Origin of the sequence: Sinomonas sp. R1AF57 (genome assembly GCF_002224485.1) — a bacterium.
Lineage (GTDB): Bacteria > Actinomycetota > Actinomycetes > Actinomycetales > Micrococcaceae > Sinomonas > Sinomonas flava.
On sequence record NZ_CP022463.1, the window covers coordinates 1146156 to 1161330 of the forward strand.

General features: G+C 72.2%; 16 protein-coding genes and 1 riboswitch. Of the genes, 10 read left to right on the plus strand and 6 right to left on the minus strand.

What is annotated here, in order from left to right:
- Nucleotides 1–13 precede the first annotated feature (13 nt).
- Genes tdh through CGQ25_RS05200 form a run of 4 tightly spaced genes read left to right on the plus strand, consistent with a single transcriptional unit; the run spans nt 14 to nt 4779 of the window.
- Entirely contained in the window at nt 14–1060 is a 1047-nt protein-coding gene (gene tdh / locus CGQ25_RS05185) for an L-threonine 3-dehydrogenase (RefSeq protein WP_208712118.1), read from the plus strand.
- A gap of 26 nt (nt 1061–1086) precedes the next feature.
- A complete protein-coding gene (locus CGQ25_RS05190; protein WP_208712119.1) occupies nt 1087–2319 on the plus strand; it encodes a glycine C-acetyltransferase in 1233 nt (410 codons plus the stop codon).
- A 50-nt stretch (nt 2320–2369) separates the two neighbouring features.
- Entirely contained in the window at nt 2370–3509 is a 1140-nt protein-coding gene (locus CGQ25_RS05195) for an FAD-binding oxidoreductase (RefSeq protein ID WP_208712120.1), read from the plus strand.
- A 10-nt stretch (nt 3510–3519) separates the two neighbouring features.
- Nucleotides 3520–4779 (plus strand): amidohydrolase family protein, encoded by a 1260-nt coding sequence (locus tag CGQ25_RS05200; RefSeq protein WP_208712121.1) that lies wholly within the window; start codon nt 3520–3522, stop codon nt 4777–4779.
- Between the two features lie 6 nt (nt 4780–4785).
- Here the strand turns inward: CGQ25_RS05200 and CGQ25_RS05205 are convergent, their stop codons facing one another.
- A complete protein-coding gene (locus CGQ25_RS05205) occupies nt 4786–5466 on the minus strand; it encodes a histidine phosphatase family protein (protein WP_255405589.1) in 681 nt (226 codons plus the stop codon).
- Nucleotides 5467–5547: 81 nt separating this feature from the next.
- Between CGQ25_RS05205 and CGQ25_RS05210 the strand changes: the two genes are divergently transcribed.
- A complete protein-coding gene (locus tag CGQ25_RS05210) occupies nt 5548–6348 on the plus strand; it encodes a CPBP family intramembrane glutamic endopeptidase (protein ID WP_208712122.1) in 801 nt (266 codons plus the stop codon).
- 100 nt (nt 6349–6448) lie between these two features.
- Here CGQ25_RS05210 and CGQ25_RS05215 read toward each other — a convergent pair whose 3' ends face one another.
- From CGQ25_RS05215 to CGQ25_RS05235, 5 genes are all read right to left on the minus strand, one after another.
- Nucleotides 6449–7087 (minus strand): VOC family protein, encoded by a 639-nt coding sequence (locus tag CGQ25_RS05215; RefSeq protein ID WP_208712903.1) that lies wholly within the window; start codon nt 7085–7087, stop codon nt 6449–6451.
- A 47-nt stretch (nt 7088–7134) separates the two neighbouring features.
- On the minus strand, nt 7135–8169 hold the full coding sequence (locus CGQ25_RS05220) for a sensor histidine kinase KdpD (RefSeq protein ID WP_208712123.1): 1035 nt from the start codon (nt 8167–8169) through the stop codon (nt 7135–7137).
- Nucleotides 8166–8852 carry a response regulator transcription factor gene (locus tag CGQ25_RS05225; protein ID WP_208712124.1) on the minus strand — a complete coding sequence of 229 codons (687 nt, stop codon included), beginning with the start codon at nt 8850–8852 and terminating at the stop codon, nt 8166–8168. Before CGQ25_RS05225 ends, CGQ25_RS05220 begins: the two co-directional genes overlap by 4 nt.
- Before the next feature lie 76 nt (nt 8853–8928).
- On the minus strand, nt 8929–9564 hold the full coding sequence (locus tag CGQ25_RS05230) for a VTT domain-containing protein (RefSeq protein ID WP_208712125.1): 636 nt from the start codon (nt 9562–9564) through the stop codon (nt 8929–8931).
- Nucleotides 9565–9570: 6 nt separating this feature from the next.
- Nucleotides 9571–10314 (minus strand): phosphatase PAP2 family protein, encoded by a 744-nt coding sequence (locus CGQ25_RS05235; protein ID WP_208712126.1) that lies wholly within the window; start codon nt 10312–10314, stop codon nt 9571–9573.
- A 146-nt stretch (nt 10315–10460) separates the two neighbouring features.
- Here CGQ25_RS05235 and CGQ25_RS05240 point away from each other — a divergent pair, with 146 nt between their 5' ends.
- The 5 genes from CGQ25_RS05240 (at nt 10461) to CGQ25_RS18280 (ending at nt 15175) form a co-directional block, all read left to right on the plus strand.
- Nucleotides 10461–10691, plus strand: a complete 231-nt coding sequence (locus CGQ25_RS05240; RefSeq protein ID WP_208712127.1) for a helix-turn-helix transcriptional regulator — start codon at nt 10461–10463, stop codon at nt 10689–10691.
- Nucleotides 10688–11959 carry a type II toxin-antitoxin system HipA family toxin gene (locus tag CGQ25_RS05245; protein ID WP_208712128.1) on the plus strand — a complete coding sequence of 424 codons (1272 nt, stop codon included), beginning with the start codon at nt 10688–10690 and terminating at the stop codon, nt 11957–11959. The genes CGQ25_RS05240 and CGQ25_RS05245 overlap by 4 nt, the downstream gene beginning before the upstream one ends.
- Nucleotides 11960–12020: 61 nt before the next feature.
- A riboswitch (SAM riboswitch) is annotated at nt 12021–12133 on the plus strand.
- Nucleotides 12134–12146: 13 nt separating this feature from the next.
- A complete protein-coding gene (locus CGQ25_RS05250; RefSeq protein WP_208712129.1) occupies nt 12147–13574 on the plus strand; it encodes a bifunctional o-acetylhomoserine/o-acetylserine sulfhydrylase in 1428 nt (475 codons plus the stop codon).
- A 98-nt stretch (nt 13575–13672) separates the two neighbouring features.
- Complete coding sequence (locus CGQ25_RS05255; RefSeq protein ID WP_255405736.1) at nt 13673–14749, plus strand: homoserine O-acetyltransferase; 1077 nt, start codon at nt 13673–13675, stop codon at nt 14747–14749.
- Nucleotides 14750–14839: 90 nt separating this feature from the next.
- Nucleotides 14840–15175, plus strand: coding sequence for a hypothetical protein (locus CGQ25_RS18280; RefSeq protein ID WP_222703704.1), 336 nt, complete (start codon nt 14840–14842; stop codon nt 15173–15175).

Genomic DNA, 15175 nt, shown 5'->3' on the forward strand with positions numbered 1-15175 from the left:
CTTGAATGGGCCCATGAAGGCCCTCTACAAGCCCGGCCCGCAGCCCGGCCTCGAGCTCACCGACCGACCCGAGCCGCAGGCTGGGCCCGCGGACGTCAAGATCCGGGTGCTCGCCACCGGGATCTGCGGGACCGACCTCCACATCCAGTCGTGGGATGCGAGCGCCCAGTCGATGCTCGTCACCCCGCTCGTCCCGGGCCATGAGTTCTACGGCGAGGTGGTCGAGGTCGGCGAGGACGTGCGGGAGGTCCGGGTGGGGGACCGCGTCTCGGGCGAGGGCCACATCGTGTGCGGGATGTGCCGCAACTGCCGGGCAGGCCGCCGCCAGATGTGCATCAACGTCGTCAGCGTCGGCGTGCAGCGCGACGGGGCCTTCGCCGAGTACGTCGTGATCCCCGAGGCCAACGCCTGGGTCCACCACGACCCGTCGGTCACGCCCGAACTCGGCGCGATCTTCGACCCGTTCGGCAACGCCGTCCACACGGCGCTCAGCTTCCCGCTCGTCGGCGAGGATGTGCTCATCACCGGGGCAGGGCCGATCGGGCTCATGGCCATCTCGGTCGCCCGGCACGCGGGGGCTCGGAAGATCGCCATCACCGATGTCTCTGCCCAGAGGCTTGACCTTGCACGGCAGATGGGCGCGGACCTCGCGGTCGACGTCTCGCGCATGACCGTCGCCGAGGCTCAGCGCGAGCTCGGCATGCTCGAGGGGTTCGACGTGGGCTTCGAGATGTCCGGGCGTCCCGCCGCGCTGCAGGGCATGATCGAGAACATGAACCACGGCGGACGGATTGCCCTCCTGGGCCTGCCAGCCGAGGCTGCCGAGATCGACTGGGGCAAGGTCGTCACCCACATGCTCACGCTCAAGGGCATCTACGGCCGCGAGATGTTCGAGACCTGGTACGCCATGAGCGCCATGCTGTCCTCGAACCCCGTCCTGCGGCGCCACGTCGCCTCGGTGGTGACCGACGTCCTCCCGGCCGAGCGCTGGGAGGAGGGTTTCGCCGTCGCCCGCTCTGGCACCGGCGGCAAAGTGGTGCTGGACTGGTCCGGCGTCTGAGCGGGACGAGGGGACAAGGAGAAGAGATGTTCGCAGGAATCAGGGAGCAGCTGGCCGCGGAGCTCGACGAGATCCGCGCCGCCGGGACCTTCAAGGAGGAGCGGCACATCGACTCGCCGCAGTCCGCCCACATCCAGGCCGGCAACCTCGGGCAGCCCGCGGGGGAGGTCCTGAACTTCTGCGCCAACAACTACCTCGGCCTCGCCGACCACCCGGACCTCATCGCGGCCGCCAAGCAGGCCCTCGATGAGCGCGGGTTCGGCATGGCCTCGGTGCGGTTCATCTGCGGCACCCAGGACGCACACCTCGCCCTCGAGCGCCGTGTCTCCGAGTTCCTCGGCACCGAGGCGACGATCCTGTTCTCGAGCTGCTTCGACGCCAACGGCGGCGTGTTCGAGGCGCTCCTCGGGCCCGAGGACGCCGTCATCTCCGACGCCCTCAACCACGCCTCGATCATCGACGGGATCCGCCTCTGCAAGGCCGCCCGGCTGCGCTATGCCAATCGGGACATGGGAGAGCTCGAGGCCCGCCTCCAGGAGGCCGCGGCGATGCACGACGGCGCCGGGGCGCGTCGGGTGCTCGTCGTCACCGACGGCGTGTTCTCGATGGACGGCTACCTCGCCCCCCTGGCCGAGATCTGCGACCTCGCCGAGAAGTACGGCGCGATGGTCATGGTCGACGACTCGCACGCTGTGGGCTTCATGGGCGCCACCGGCGCCGGCACCCCCGAGCATGCGGGCGTCTCGGACCGGGTGGACATCTACACGGGCACGTTCGGCAAGGCCCTCGGCGGCGCCTCCGGCGGGTACGTCTCGGGACGCGCGGAGATCGTCGCCATGCTGCGGCAGCGGGCCCGGCCGTACCTGTTCTCCAACTCAGTGGCCCCCGCCATCGTCGCCGCGACCCTGCGCGCCCTCGACCTCGTGGCCGAGTCCGGCGAGCTGCGCGAGCGGCTCTTCGCCAACGCGGCCCTCTTCCGGCGCCGCATGGGCGAGGAGGGCTTCGACCTGCTTCCAGGCGAGCACGCGATCGTGCCCGTCATGTTCGGCGACGCGGCGCTCGCCGGGCGCATCGCGGCCGAGATGCTCGCCCACGGGGTGTACGTGACTGCGTTCTCATACCCGGTGGTCCCGAAGGGCCTCGCCCGGATCCGCGTCCAGCTCTCCGCCGCCCACACAGCCGACGACGTCGAGACTGCCGTGCACGCGTTCGCCGCGGCCCGCAAGGCGGTCGCCGGGCAGGCGACAGGGGCTGGCTAGAGTCCGCCGGCCCCCTGTGGCCCCCGTCACACGCGGGCTACAGTGAGGCCATGAGCGCTACCACGAACAGCACCCATGACGTCGACGTCCTCATCGTGGGAGGCGGCATCGCCGGCCTCTCCCTCGCCTCCGCGCTCGCCGGCAAGTGCCGCGTCGCGCTGGTCGAGGCCGAACCCTCCCTCGCGTACCACACGTCAGCACGCTCGGCGCAGCAGCTCATCCCGAGCTACGGCCCCGCGCCCGTCCAGGACCTCACCCGCCGCACCCTCGCCAAGCTCGCGGGAGCGGCGGACGCAGGCTCTGCGGCCGGGGGCCGCCCGCTCGTGTGGCCCAGCCGCTTCATGCTCGTGGGAACCTGGGCGGACGTGGGCCAGGCCTCCCATGCCGGTATGCAGCCGCTGAGCCGCGACCAGGCCCGCACCCTCGTACCCCAGCTCCGCGAGGACGCCTTCGAGGCCGCCGCCCTCGACCCGGACTCCGTCCGCGTGGACGCTGCCGCGCTGCTGGCCTACCACGAGGAGAGGGCCCGGGCTGGCGGCGTCGAGATCCAGGTCGGCTCGCCCGTCCACACGGCCCAGAGGGTCGGCGAGGGCTGGCTTGTGGGCGCGGGTGCAGAGGGCTTCCACGCGGCCAACGTGGTCAACGCCGCCGGCGCGTGGGCGGACGACCTCGCCATCCTCTTCGGCGTCGAGCGGCTCGGCCTCCAGCCCTACCGGCGCACCGCAGCGCTCGTCTCGCTCGCCGAGCCGCTCGATCCGGACCTGCCCATGGTGGCCGCCGCGGACAACACGTGGTACTTCCGCCCCGACGAGGCCGGAGCCCTGGTCTCCCCGAGCGAGGCCGAGCCGAGCCGGGCCGAGGACGCCGTCCCGCGCCCCGGCGACATCGAGGCCACGCTGGGGCTCATCCGGTCCGTCGCAGACCTCAAGCCGACCGGCATCGTCAAAGCGTGGACCGGGTTGCGGACCTCGCCGAAGGACGGCCTGCCAGTGATGGGCTTCGACCCCGAGGGCCCCGGGTTCTTCTGGCTCGCCGGACAGGGCGGCTACGGCTTCCAGACCTCCTCGGCGCTCGCCGAGGATGCGGCCGCCGCGCTGCTGGCGGGTCCCGATGCCCTCCGCTCGGGGGCGAGTCCGGTATCGGAGACACAGCGGGCCCTGGATCCGCACCGCCTCTCGGTCCGGACGTGAAGATGGAGGCATGACCCTCCTCATCGACAACATCGGCGAGCTGTCCACCCAGCACCTCACGGGCGAGGCGAGCCCCGGCTCCGGCGAGGCCGCCGGCGTCATCCGCGGCGCCGCCGTCGTGCTCGAGGGGGAGCGGATCGCGTGGGTGGGACGGTCGTCGGCCGCGCCCGCCGCCGACGACCGGTACGATGCCGGCGGCCGGGCCGTCCTGCCGGGCTGGGTCGACTCGCACTCGCACCTCGTCTTCGCCGGCGATCGGACCGCCGAGTTCGAGGCGCGCATGGCCGGCCAGCCCTACGCGGCGGGCGGCATCGGGGTCACGACGGCGGCCACCCGCGCCGCGTCCGACGGCGAGCTGCGGCGCCTGCTCGCCGCCCGCCTCGCCGAGGCCGTCGCGGGAGGCACGACGTACCTCGAGACCAAGACCGGGTACGGGCTCGACGTCGAGAACGAGCGGCGCAGCGCCGTCCTCGCGGGCGAGGCCGCCGACGAGGTCACCTATCTCGGGGCGCACCTCGTCCCGGCGGGGGCGCATCCGGACGCGTACACCGAGCTCGTGTGCGGCGAGATGCTCGAGGCCGTGCGGCCGCACGTGCGCTGGGCCGATGTCTTCTGCGAGCGGGGAGCCTTCACCGAGGAGCAGTCGCGGCGGGTCCTGCTCGCGTGCCGCGACGCTGGGCTCGGGCTACGGGTGCACGGCAACCAGCTCGGCCACGGGGCGGGGGTGCGGCTCGCCGTCGAGGTCGGCGCCGCGAGCGTGGACCACGTGAACTTCCTCGATGAGGCGGACCTCGAGGCGCTCGCCGGGACGTGGGAGGGGTGGGCCCCTGCGGGATCACCGGGCGACGCCGGCATGGTTGCGACAGCGGGCACCGTCGCGACCGTCCTGCCCGCGTGCGACCTCTCGACCCGCGCCCCCCTCGCCCCGGCCCGGGCCCTCCTCGACGCCGGCGTCCAGATCGCGATCGCCTCGAACTGCAACCCCGGCACGAGCTACACGAGCTCCATGAACTTCTGCGTCACGACAGCGGTCCTCCAGATGGGGCTCTCCGTCCAGGAGGCCGTGCGGGCGGCCACGTTCGGCGGCGCGCTCGCCCTGCGCCGTCATGCGGGCCGGGACGAGGACGGGCGGCGGGCGGTGGGCTCGATCGCCGTCGGGCACCGCGCCGACCTGCACGTGCTCGACGCGCCCTCCGCGACGCACCTCGCCTACCGGCCGGGAATGCCGCTCACCCACGCCGTCTGGCGAGCGGGGCGGCGCGTGCGGTAGGCAGCGCTACAGTTCGTCGAAGGTGGTCTCGACGACGGTGTCCCGGGTGGAGCGCGGCGCCCACTGGCTGAACGGCGGAGAGAGCCGGTACCGCCCGCTGGGCTGGCGGACGAGGGTATGGACTCCGGCGTTCTCGGGATTGTTGAGCGACTCGAAGTACTCGACCGTCCAGCGGAACCAGCGCATGCAGAACAGGCGCATGGTCAGCCCATGCGTCACCAGGAGGGCGTTCGGCGGGTAGGCCGGCCTGGCCCAGTGGCGGTACAGGGTCTCCATGAAGCCGGTCACGCGGTCGTACACGTCGCTGCCGGACTCGCCGTCGCGGAACCGGTAGAAGAAGTGGCCGTAGGTGTCCCGGAGCCGCTTCTGCTCCTCGATCTCCTCGGGCACCTGGTAGTTCGCCCAGTCCTGCTCCCGCAGCCGCGGCTCCTCGACGACGCTGTCGGTGAGGTCCTCGATCCCCAGGGCCTCGAGCGTCTGGTAGGCCCTCAGGTACGGCGAGACGTAGACGCGGACCCGCTCGCCTTCGAGCTGGCGCCGGATCTGCCGGCCCGCCCGGCGCGCCTCGTCGACGCCCTGCTCGGTCAGGGGGATCCGGTAGTCGGGGACGCGCTCGTAGATGCTCGTGTCCAGGTTGGCGGCCGAGTGGCCGTGCCGGACCATGATGATCTGCCGCGGCGCGCTCATGGACCCCAGCGTAGGCCAGCCGCCCTGCAGGAGGCGCCCAACCTGCAGGAGGCGCCCAGCGACGGCAGGCAAGATAGGTGCATGCCGGAAGCACCCGCCGTCGTCCGTTCCGCGTCCCGTCCCCGCTGGCAGGCCCAGCTGCTCATTGTCCTCGGGCTCTCGCTCGGGCAGTCGGCCGTCTACTCGGTCGTGCAGCTGATCGACAAGGCGACCCGCGCGCCGCTGTCCGAGGGGACCTCCACCCTCAACCGGTCCCTCAACTCGCGCGAGTACTTCGACCTCACCTACCAGCTGCTCGACATCCTGTTCGCGCTCGTGCCGGTGGCGCTGGTGCTCTACTTCGTGTGGGACGCGGCGGCGCGCCGGGGTGCCGCCGCCGCCAGATGGACGACGCCGTTCGCGCGCCTCGGGCTCGACCTCGCCCGCCCGGGGCGGGACTGGCTGTGGGGCGCGGGGCTGTTCCTCGCGATCGGGATCCCGTCCCTCGGCCTCTACTGGGCGGGGCGAGTGCTGGGAATCACCACGGCCATCATCCCCAGCGGGCTCGACCAGTACTGGTGGACGGTCCCGGTGCTCATCCTCTCGGCCGTGCGGCACGCGCTCGTCGAGGAGGTCATCGTCGTGGCGTTCATGCTCGGGTGGCTGCGGCGGCTGGGGTGGGGGGTACCGGCGGCGGTCGCTGCGAGCGCGCTCCTCCGCGGCAGCTACCACCTGTACCAGGGGATCGGGCCGTTCGTGGGGAACGCGGTGATGGGCGTCGTGTTCGCCTTCGTGTACCGCAGGTACGGGAGGGTCATGCCGCTGGTCATCGCGCACGCCCTGCTGGACATCGTCGCGTTCGTGGGCTTCAGCGTTGCCGGCAAGGCCATGGGCCTGGGGTAGGGACGGGACCCCGCAACAAGCGGGACCGGACCCGGCAACGTTGCGGGGTCCCGTCCCGTCGAATGCGGGGTCCCGTGCACCCCGTCGTCCGGTGCTCCGGTCAGATCGTGACGGCGCCGTTCGCCGTCTCGAAGGTGACCGACATGATCCCGGGGGTGCCCTTGGGGGAGACCCACTCGACCTCGACGTCCTCGAGAGGCTTCTCGACCGGCTCGCCGAGCCACTCGGTGACACGCTCCGCCGAGCCGGCGATCGTGAGCCGACTCATCCGCACCGTGGCCGGGTAGGCGTTCGAGGGGTGGAGGGACGGGTCGCCCTCCCACTTGAGCATGTACGGGACCTGCGGGTCGGCGATGAGCCCGAGGATGCCGATCTGCTTCCACACGAGCTCGCGCCCGTCGGGGAACTTCCGGTTGCCGGGAACGGCCTGGCGCCCGAGCCGCTCCTCGAACGGCGCGAGGTCCTTGACCTCGACGCACCAGCCCATCCAGCCGCCGCCCGCGGCGCTGCGGGCGCGCACCGCCTGACCGAACGGCGCCTTGTCCGACGCCGGGTGGTCCAGGACCTCGACGACCTCGAGGTAGTGGTGGTCCGTGAGGGGGATGATCATGTTGCGGGTACCGAAACGCGGGTGGACGCCGCCCTTGACGGCCTCGACACCGAGGGCGTCGGCGATCCGCTCCGTCGTGGCCAGCAGACCGTCCGCTTCGCAGGCATAAGAAACATGGTCCATACGCATGGAAGTCATGGTGCCACTTTGTGATGGGCGCCTCAGCTTAGGTTTGCCTAAGTAGCGGCGAGGGGCAGGGAGACCTCCATGGTGGTCCCGCCGGACCCCGTCTGCGCGATGCGCACCGAGCCCCCGTTGCGCACGGCGATGTCCCGTACCAGGGCAAGCCCGAGCCCGAAGCTCCGCCTCCCGCCCGGCGCGGGGACGGCGCCGCCGGCGTACCGCTCGAACACCCGCTCGGGGGCCGGTCCGGCAATCCCGGGACCGGTGTCCGCCACGGTGAGCACCGCCGTCGCGCCTCCCGGGCCGCGCCCGCCCTCGGCGACCCGCACGCCCACGGTGACCCGGCCGCCGTCGGGCGTGTATTTGAGCGCATTGTCGGCAAGGGCGACGACGACGCGCCGCAGCGGTGCGGGGGCAACGGCTACGGGCACGGGGTCGGTCGGGGCCAGGGCCGAGAGCGCGATCCCGCGGTCTCCAGCGACCACGGCAAGGTCGCCGACGACGTCGCGGGCGAGGTCAGCGAGGTCGGTGGGCGTAGTGGGGACATCAGGGCCGCCGGAGACGCTGTGGAGGAGGTCCTCGATCACCGCGGCGAGCTTCGCCGAGTCCCCGCGCAGCTCGGCGAGCACCCCAGCGGCCTCGCTGTCCGGACCCAGACGCTTCTGCGCAAGCTGGATGCGCGTGTCGATGACCGTGAGCGGCGTGCGGAGCTCGTGGCTCGCGTCCTGGACGAACCGGCGCTGGAGCGCCAGGGACTCGCCGAGCGGCCTCACAGCCTGCCGCGCCACCAGGACCCCCACCACTCCGGCGAGCACGATGCCCGCGACGCCGCCGACGACGAGGGCGAGCAGGACGTCGACGGTGTCGAGGACGACCTGCGGCTGGTCCCGCTCGAGGTGGGCGAGGACCTGGCTGGGCTGGGACTTGACGGCGACGTACACCGCCGCTGCGGCGATCATCGCGACGACGACGACGGCGACGGCCGCGGCGATCTGCGTCCCCACCCTCAGGGCGGCGCGCCGCAGCGCCATCTCGTCCGAGTTCAGGGGCCGCCGCGGCGGTCGAGGGGTCCAGAGGCGGGGGCTCATTCGAGGCCGCCGAGCTGGTAGCCGACCCCGTGCACGGTCCTGATCACGGTCTTGTGCGTCTTCTTCCTGAGGTAGTGGACATATGTGTCGACGACGCCGGGGGTGTCGCCGGCGTCAAACACGGCTGCAAGGAGTTCGGCCCGGGAGTGGACCCGCGCTGGCTCCCGGGCGAGGCGCGCGAGGAGGGCGGACTCGGCGGCGGAGAGCTCGACCCGGTCGCCGTAGGGCGAGGTGAGGACGCGTGCCGCAGCGTCGAGGTCCCAGGCGCCGACGGACAGCAGCGCGGGCGGCGGCGCCTCGTAGGTGCGGGTGAGCGCCCGCAGCCGGGCTGCGAGCTCCTCCGAGTCGAAGGGCTTGGGCAGGTAGTCGTCGGCTCCGGCGTCGAGCCCCTCGACCTTGTCCCGCACGCCCCCGAGGGCTGTGAGCATGAGGATCGGGGTCCCGATGCCCTTCGCCCGCAGGGCCTTCACGAGGGAGACGCCGTCCACGAGCGGCAGCCCGCGGTCGACGACGAGGGCATCCCACGGTTCCCCGAGCGCGAGGCGGAGGCCCTCGCGGCCATCCGCGGCGAGGGTGACGGCGAACGCATCCCCGAGCAGCTCGGCAACGAGGGGGCCGAGCTGGCCGTCGTCCTCGACGAGGAGGACGCGGGGCGGCCCCGTCCGCGGATGTCTGGGCTCCATGGCTGCCATTGTGCCAAGCGGACCTGACTCGCAGGAGGTGACCCCCAGGACGTTACCCCCAGAGCGAAGGGGGGTGTCAGTCCTCGTCGGCGCGGACGCGGACGGGCTCCGGCTCGGGCTGGCCGGCCTTGCGCCGCCGTCGGACGATCTCGATGGTGATCGGGATGACGGACGCCGCGACGATCAGCACGGACAGGACGTCGATGTTCTTGGCGATGAACTCGACGTGTCCGAGCCAGACGCCCAGCAGGGTGATGGACACGGCCCACGCGACGCCCCCGAGCACGTTCCAGCCGAGGAACTTCCGGTACGGGTAGTGCGCCATGCCGGCCACGAGCGGGACGTACGTGCGCACGATCGGGACGAAGCGGGCCAGGACGAGCGCCCTCCCGCCGTAGCGTCCGAAGAACTCCTCGGCGCTGTCGAGGTAGGAGAGCTTGAGGACCTTCGCGTCCGCGCGGAACCACCTCTTCCCCACGAACTTGCCGAGGAGGTACCCCGCTTGGTCCCCGGCGACGGCCGCCCCCGCCACGACCAGCATGAGGAGGGGCAGGCTCAGTCCGAGCTGGGCGTGCAGGAGGCCCACCGTGAACAGCAGTGAGTCGCCGGGCAGGAACGGGAACAGGAGCCCCGACTCGATGAAGACCAGCAGGGCCACGACGCCGAGGACCCAGGGGCCGGCGTCGAACAGGAGGGATGTGGGATCAAGCATGGGGCATCAGCGGCTCTCGAGACGGGCAATGAAGGGGAGTTTCCCGAGGACCGGCGGGGCCAAACGGTTCCAGATCCCGGAGAAGAGCAGGATCCCCGCGATCGAGGCGGGGAACGAGGCGAGGACGTCCATGGGGTAGTGCACGCCGACGTACACGCGGGTCCATGCCGCGAAGGCCGAGACCGCGAAGCCGGCCACGAGGATCCACGGGCTCCACCGCCGGTGGCGGAGCAGGAAGTACAGCGCGATGGTGAGCGAGACGGCGAAGCACACGTGGCCGCTCGGGAAGCTGTTGGGATCCATCTCGGGGGAGAGCGGGTCGGCGAGCAGGCCCGGATCCGGGCGGTGCCGATGGATCGCGTACTTGAAGATCAGGCTGAAGACCCAGCCGAAGGCCGTCACGCCCACGACGGCGATCGCGTCCACCGGCGTCCGGCGCACCACCCACAGGCCGATGAGGAGGAGCACGAGGATCGCGATCGCCCCGCGCGGGCCGAGGATCTGCTCGATCGCGAGCGAGACGGCGTTGAGCCAGGCCACGTGCTCGGTGCTGAGCCGCTGGTCGATCGCGAGCTCGGAGGACTGGTACGCCGGGGTCATGGCGGCGAGGCCGAGCGCGAACACGACGATGCTCATCGCGAAAGGCACCGCGATCCAGTGACGGAGCTCGGGAAGCTGCAGGAGCCGGCTGCGGGCAGGGCGCTCGCGCGCCGGCTCGACGCTGAGCCTTGCGTCGTTCTGTGGAGTCATGGGTCCATCGTGCGCCGGGCGGTCTAAGACGGTTCTAAGAACCGGGAAGCGCGTTCCGGGTCGGAGAGAGCGGAACGATCGTGCCGATCCGTCCGCTGGTGTGTGGCTTGACTCACAGCCTTCCGGTGCTCACGCTAGAAAACGGAATGAACGTGCCGGTCCCCTCACCTGACGTGAGCCTCGCCCTCGCCGCAGAGGTGCGGGGGCGGCGTCGTGCGCTCGGGCTGAGCCAGCAGGACCTCGCCGACCTCGCGGGGGTGAGCGAGCGGTTCGTGCGCTTCGTCGAGCAGGGCAAGCCCAGCATCCAGCTCGACGCGCTCCTCGCCGTCCTCGACGCGCTCGGACTCGAGCTCGTGGTCCGCAGGAGGGGCACATGACGCGCCACCGCATCGCGGACGTCTACAAGGCCGGCGTCCTCGCGGCACGGCTCGAGCGCTTCGAGGGCGGGACGCGCTTCTCCTACCTCCCGGCCTACCTCGCCTCCCGCGGCGAGCCGGTCGCGACGACGCTGCCCCTCACCGACCGCCCCGTGGACACCGGATCCGGCGCGGTCCCGCCGTTCTTCACCGGCCTCCTCCCGGAGGGCCGCCGCCTCGCATCCCTGCGGCGCGCCGTCAAGACCAGCGCGGACGACGAGCTGGGGCTCCTCATGGCCGCCGGATCGGACCCGGTGGGCGACGTGCAGATCGTCCCCCACGGCGAGCCCCTGCCCGCCGACGCGGGCACCGGCGTCCCGGCGGAGGGCCCGGAGCACGCCCTCGAGCTCGACCCCCGCCGGCCGCCGGATTTCGCGGCCCTCGTCGACGACCCGTCGCTCGTGGACCCGAAGGCCCTCGCGGGGGTCCAGGACAAGGTCAGCGCGGGGATGATCTCGGTTCCGGCCGCCCAGTCCGGCCGGCGCTACATCCTCAAGCTCAACGCCCCCGAGTTCCCCCATGTCGTGGAGAACGAGCACCTCATGTACCGACACGCGGCCAGGCTGCGCATCCCGGTGAGCACGGCCAGGATCGTCCACGACGTCGCCGGCCGCGCCGGGCTCCTCGTGGAGCGCTTCGACCGCCCGCCCCAGCCTGCCGGCAGCGCGCCCGGGGCGGCGACCGTGCGGCTCGCGGTCGAGGACGGCTCCCAGCTGTTCGGCCTCTATCCGGCGGACAAGTACAACGTGGGCTATGGCGAGCTCATCTCGGAGATGGCGCGCCGGTGCGCGGCGCCGCTCCCGGCCCTGCGCAACCTCGTGCTGCAGGGGGCGTTCGCCTGGCTCACGGGCAACGGGGACCTCCACGCCAAGAACGTCTCCCTCGTCAGGACCGCGCCCGGTCCCGCCACGGCCGAGGCGCCGGGGGAGTGGCGTGTCGCACCGGTGTACGACATCCCCTCGACCGTCCCCTACGGCGACCGGACCCTCGCCCTCCCCCTGGGCGGGAAGCGCTCCGGGATCTCCCGCCGCCACTTCCTCGCGTGGTCGGGGGAACTGGGGCTGCCGGCCCGCGCCGCCGAGGGGGTGCTCGCCGTGGCGCTCCGGGCGGCGGGCCCGCTGCTGGCCTCCCTCGAGGCGGACGACGGCGGCCCCTCGCCCTTCGCCCCCGCGCAGACTCGGGCGTGGGTCAGGGAGCTGCGGCACCGGCGGAGGCTCATGGAGGGGTGAGGGGTCACAGACCGTCACAGAGTTGCCTGCCCCTTCGCAGCGTTCCCTAGACTCTTGAAAAGGTCATGAGTGCCAGCGCGAAACCCCGGTTTGCTGGCCGGCAACCCTCCTGATGCGGTGGGGTGCCCCGGGTGAAGACCTGGTCCGGCGAGAGCCGCCGGTCAAGCGCAGCGCAAAGGAGCTTGCTATGTCCAGCAACCCCGAGTGGTCCTTCGAGACCCGCCAGATCCACGTCGGCCAGACCCCGGACTCCGAGACGGGCGCCCGCGCCCTCCCGATCTACCAGACGACCTCGTTCGTGTTCCCGAGCGCCGAGAGCGCCGCGAAGCGGTTCGCGCTCGCCGAGCTGGCCCCGATCTACACCCGCATCGGCAACCCGACCCAGGACGCGGTCGAACAGCGCATCGCGAGCCTCGAGGGCGGCCTCGCGGCCCTCCTGCTCTCCTCGGGACAGGCCGCGACCACCTACTCGCTCCTGAACGTCGCCGAGTCCGGGGACCACGTCGTCGCGAGCGCGAGCCTCTACGGCGGCACCTACAACCTCCTCAAGCACACCTTCCGGAAGTTCGGCATCGAGGTCACGTTCGTCACGGACCCCGACAGTGTCGAGGAGTGGAAGGCCGCGGTGCGGCCGAACACCAAGGCGTTCTTCGCCGAGTCGATCTCCAACCCGCGCCAGAACGTCCTGGACATCGAGACGGTCGCGGACATCGCCCACGCGGCCGGCGTCCCCCTGATCATCGACAACACTGTCGCGACCCCGTACCTCGTCCGCCCGCTCGACCACGGGGCAGACATCGTGGTGCACTCCGCGACGAAGTACCTCGGCGGGCACGGCTCCGCGATCGCCGGGGTGATCGTGGACGGCGGCTCCTTCGACTTCGCCCGTGACCCCGAGCGCTTCCCGGGCTTCAACACGCCGGACGAGAGCTACAACGGGCTCGTTTTCGCGCGCGACCTCGGCGCGGACGGGCTCCTCGGGGCCAACCTCGCGTACATCCTCAAGGCCCGGGTCCAGCTCCTGCGCGACCTCGGCTCCGCGGTCGCGCCGTTCAACGCGTTCCTCATCGCCCAGGGCCTCGAGACCCTCTCGCTCCGCGTCGAGCGTCACGTCGAGAACGCCCAGAAGGTGGCCCGCTGGCTCGAGGCGCGCGCCGACGTCGCGTCGGTGGCCTACGCCGGGCTCGAGTCCAGCCGGTGGTACGGGCTGGGCCAGAAGTACGCCCCCAAGGGCGCCGGCGCGATCGTCTCCTTCGAGCTGGCCCTGGAGGATGCCCGTGGCGTTTCCCCCGCCGCTGCCGGCGCCGCCTTCGTCGACGCCCTCGAGCTGCACTCCCACGTGGCCAACATCGGCGACGTGCGCTCCCTCGTGATCCACCCGGCGTCGACCACCCATGCCCAGCTGTCCGAGGAGCAGCAGCGAGCGGCCGGCGTCACGCCGGGCCTCGTGCGCCTCGCGGTGGGGATCGAGCACATCGACGACATCCTGGCCGACCTCGAGAAGGGCTTCGCCGCCGCGGCCTCCGCCGCCCAGGACAGCGCGCCCGGGGAGAGCGCGGCCGACGCCTCGGCCGCGGAGGCTGGGGCCGACCCGGTCGCGGAGCCCGTCGCGTGACGATCCTCGACCGGTCGGCCATCGACGGCGCCGCCCCCGGCGGGAGCAGCGAGCGCACGACGGCGACGCCTCCGAGCGGGACCAGGCAGGACGGCGTCGTGCGCACCACGGCCGTGGGCGCCCTCCAGCTCGAGGCTGGCGGCGCCCTCCCCGAGGTCGAGCTGGCCTACGAGACGTGGGGAACGCTCAACGCCGACGGGACCAACGCGGTCCTCATCCAGCACGCGCTCACCGGGGACACGCACGTGGCCCAGGGCGAGGGCGACGAGCCGGGCTGGTGGGAGGCCCTCGTCGGCCCGGGGAAGCCGGTGGACACCGAGAAGTACTTCGTGGTCGCGGCCAACATGCTCGGCGGGTGCTACGGCTCGACCGGGCCGAGCAGCCTCGACCCCGAGGGCGTGCCGTGGGGCTCGCGGTTCCCGTTCGTGACCATCCGCGATTCGGTCCGCGCCGAGGCCCGGCTGGCTGACCGGCTGGGAGTCCGTGCCTGGCACGCGGTCCTCGGCGGGTCCATGGGCGGCGCCAGGGCGCTCGAGTGGGCGGCAACGTACCCGGAGCGGGTGCGGCACTGCGTCGTCGTCGCCATCGGCGCCTACTCGACCGCCGAGCAGATCGCCCTCGCGCAGGCGCAGGTCCTCGCCATCCGGCAGGACCCCCACTTCAACGGCGGCGACTACTATGGCGGCCCGACTCCCGTGGCCGGGCTCGGGCTGGCACGCCGGATCGCCCACATCTCCTATCGCTCCGAGCCGGAGCTGAACTTCCGCTTCGGCCGCCGCGGCCAGGGCGCCGAGAACCCGATCGAGGCCCCCGGCCCCGCCGCTGAGCGCGGCCGCTACCAGGTGGAGAGCTACCTCGACCACCAGGCCGCCAAGCTCGTGAACCGGTTCGACGCCAACAGCTACATCGCCATCACGGAGGCGCTCATGAGCCACGACGTGGGCCGCGGCCGCGGCGGCCTCGTGAGGGCACTGGCGAAGACCAAGGCGGAGTTCTTCCTCGCCTCCGTCAACTCGGACCGGCTCTACTTCCCCGAGCAGAGCGACGAGCTCGCGCGCGCCCTCCCCGGCGAGGTCCCCGTGCATTCGATCGATGCCAAGATCGGCCACGACGGGTTCCTCACCGAGATCGGCCAGCTCGGCGGCGAGCTGCGGCGGAAGGTCTTCACGCTCTGACCGGTGCGAAAGCACAGCCTGCACACAGCTTTCTCCCTTTGAAGGCATAACTCGCGCGTCCATGCTGGAACCAGACCAGAGGAGGACGCGATGGGTGAGGGCATCCGTGAGACGGGACGGCGGCGGGCGCGCCTGACGGCCATGGCGGTCGGCGCGGCAAGTGCCGTCGCCGCGGGCGCCGTCGCGGCAGCCGTGTACATTCCGGCCGCGCAGGCAGCATCGACGACCGTGGGCAGCACGACCGGTTCGGACGACGGAAGCGGGTCCGGCGGGTACTCGGAGGAGGGGCCCCAGGAGCATTCGGGCCCGGGAACCCAGAGCCACCGGTCGCCGGGCTCGAGCTCCAGCTCCGGAAGCCAGCAGTCCCAGCAGGGGCTCCGCCCCTCGCGCGGCGGCGGCGCCGTCGGCCATTCCATGGGGTCCTGA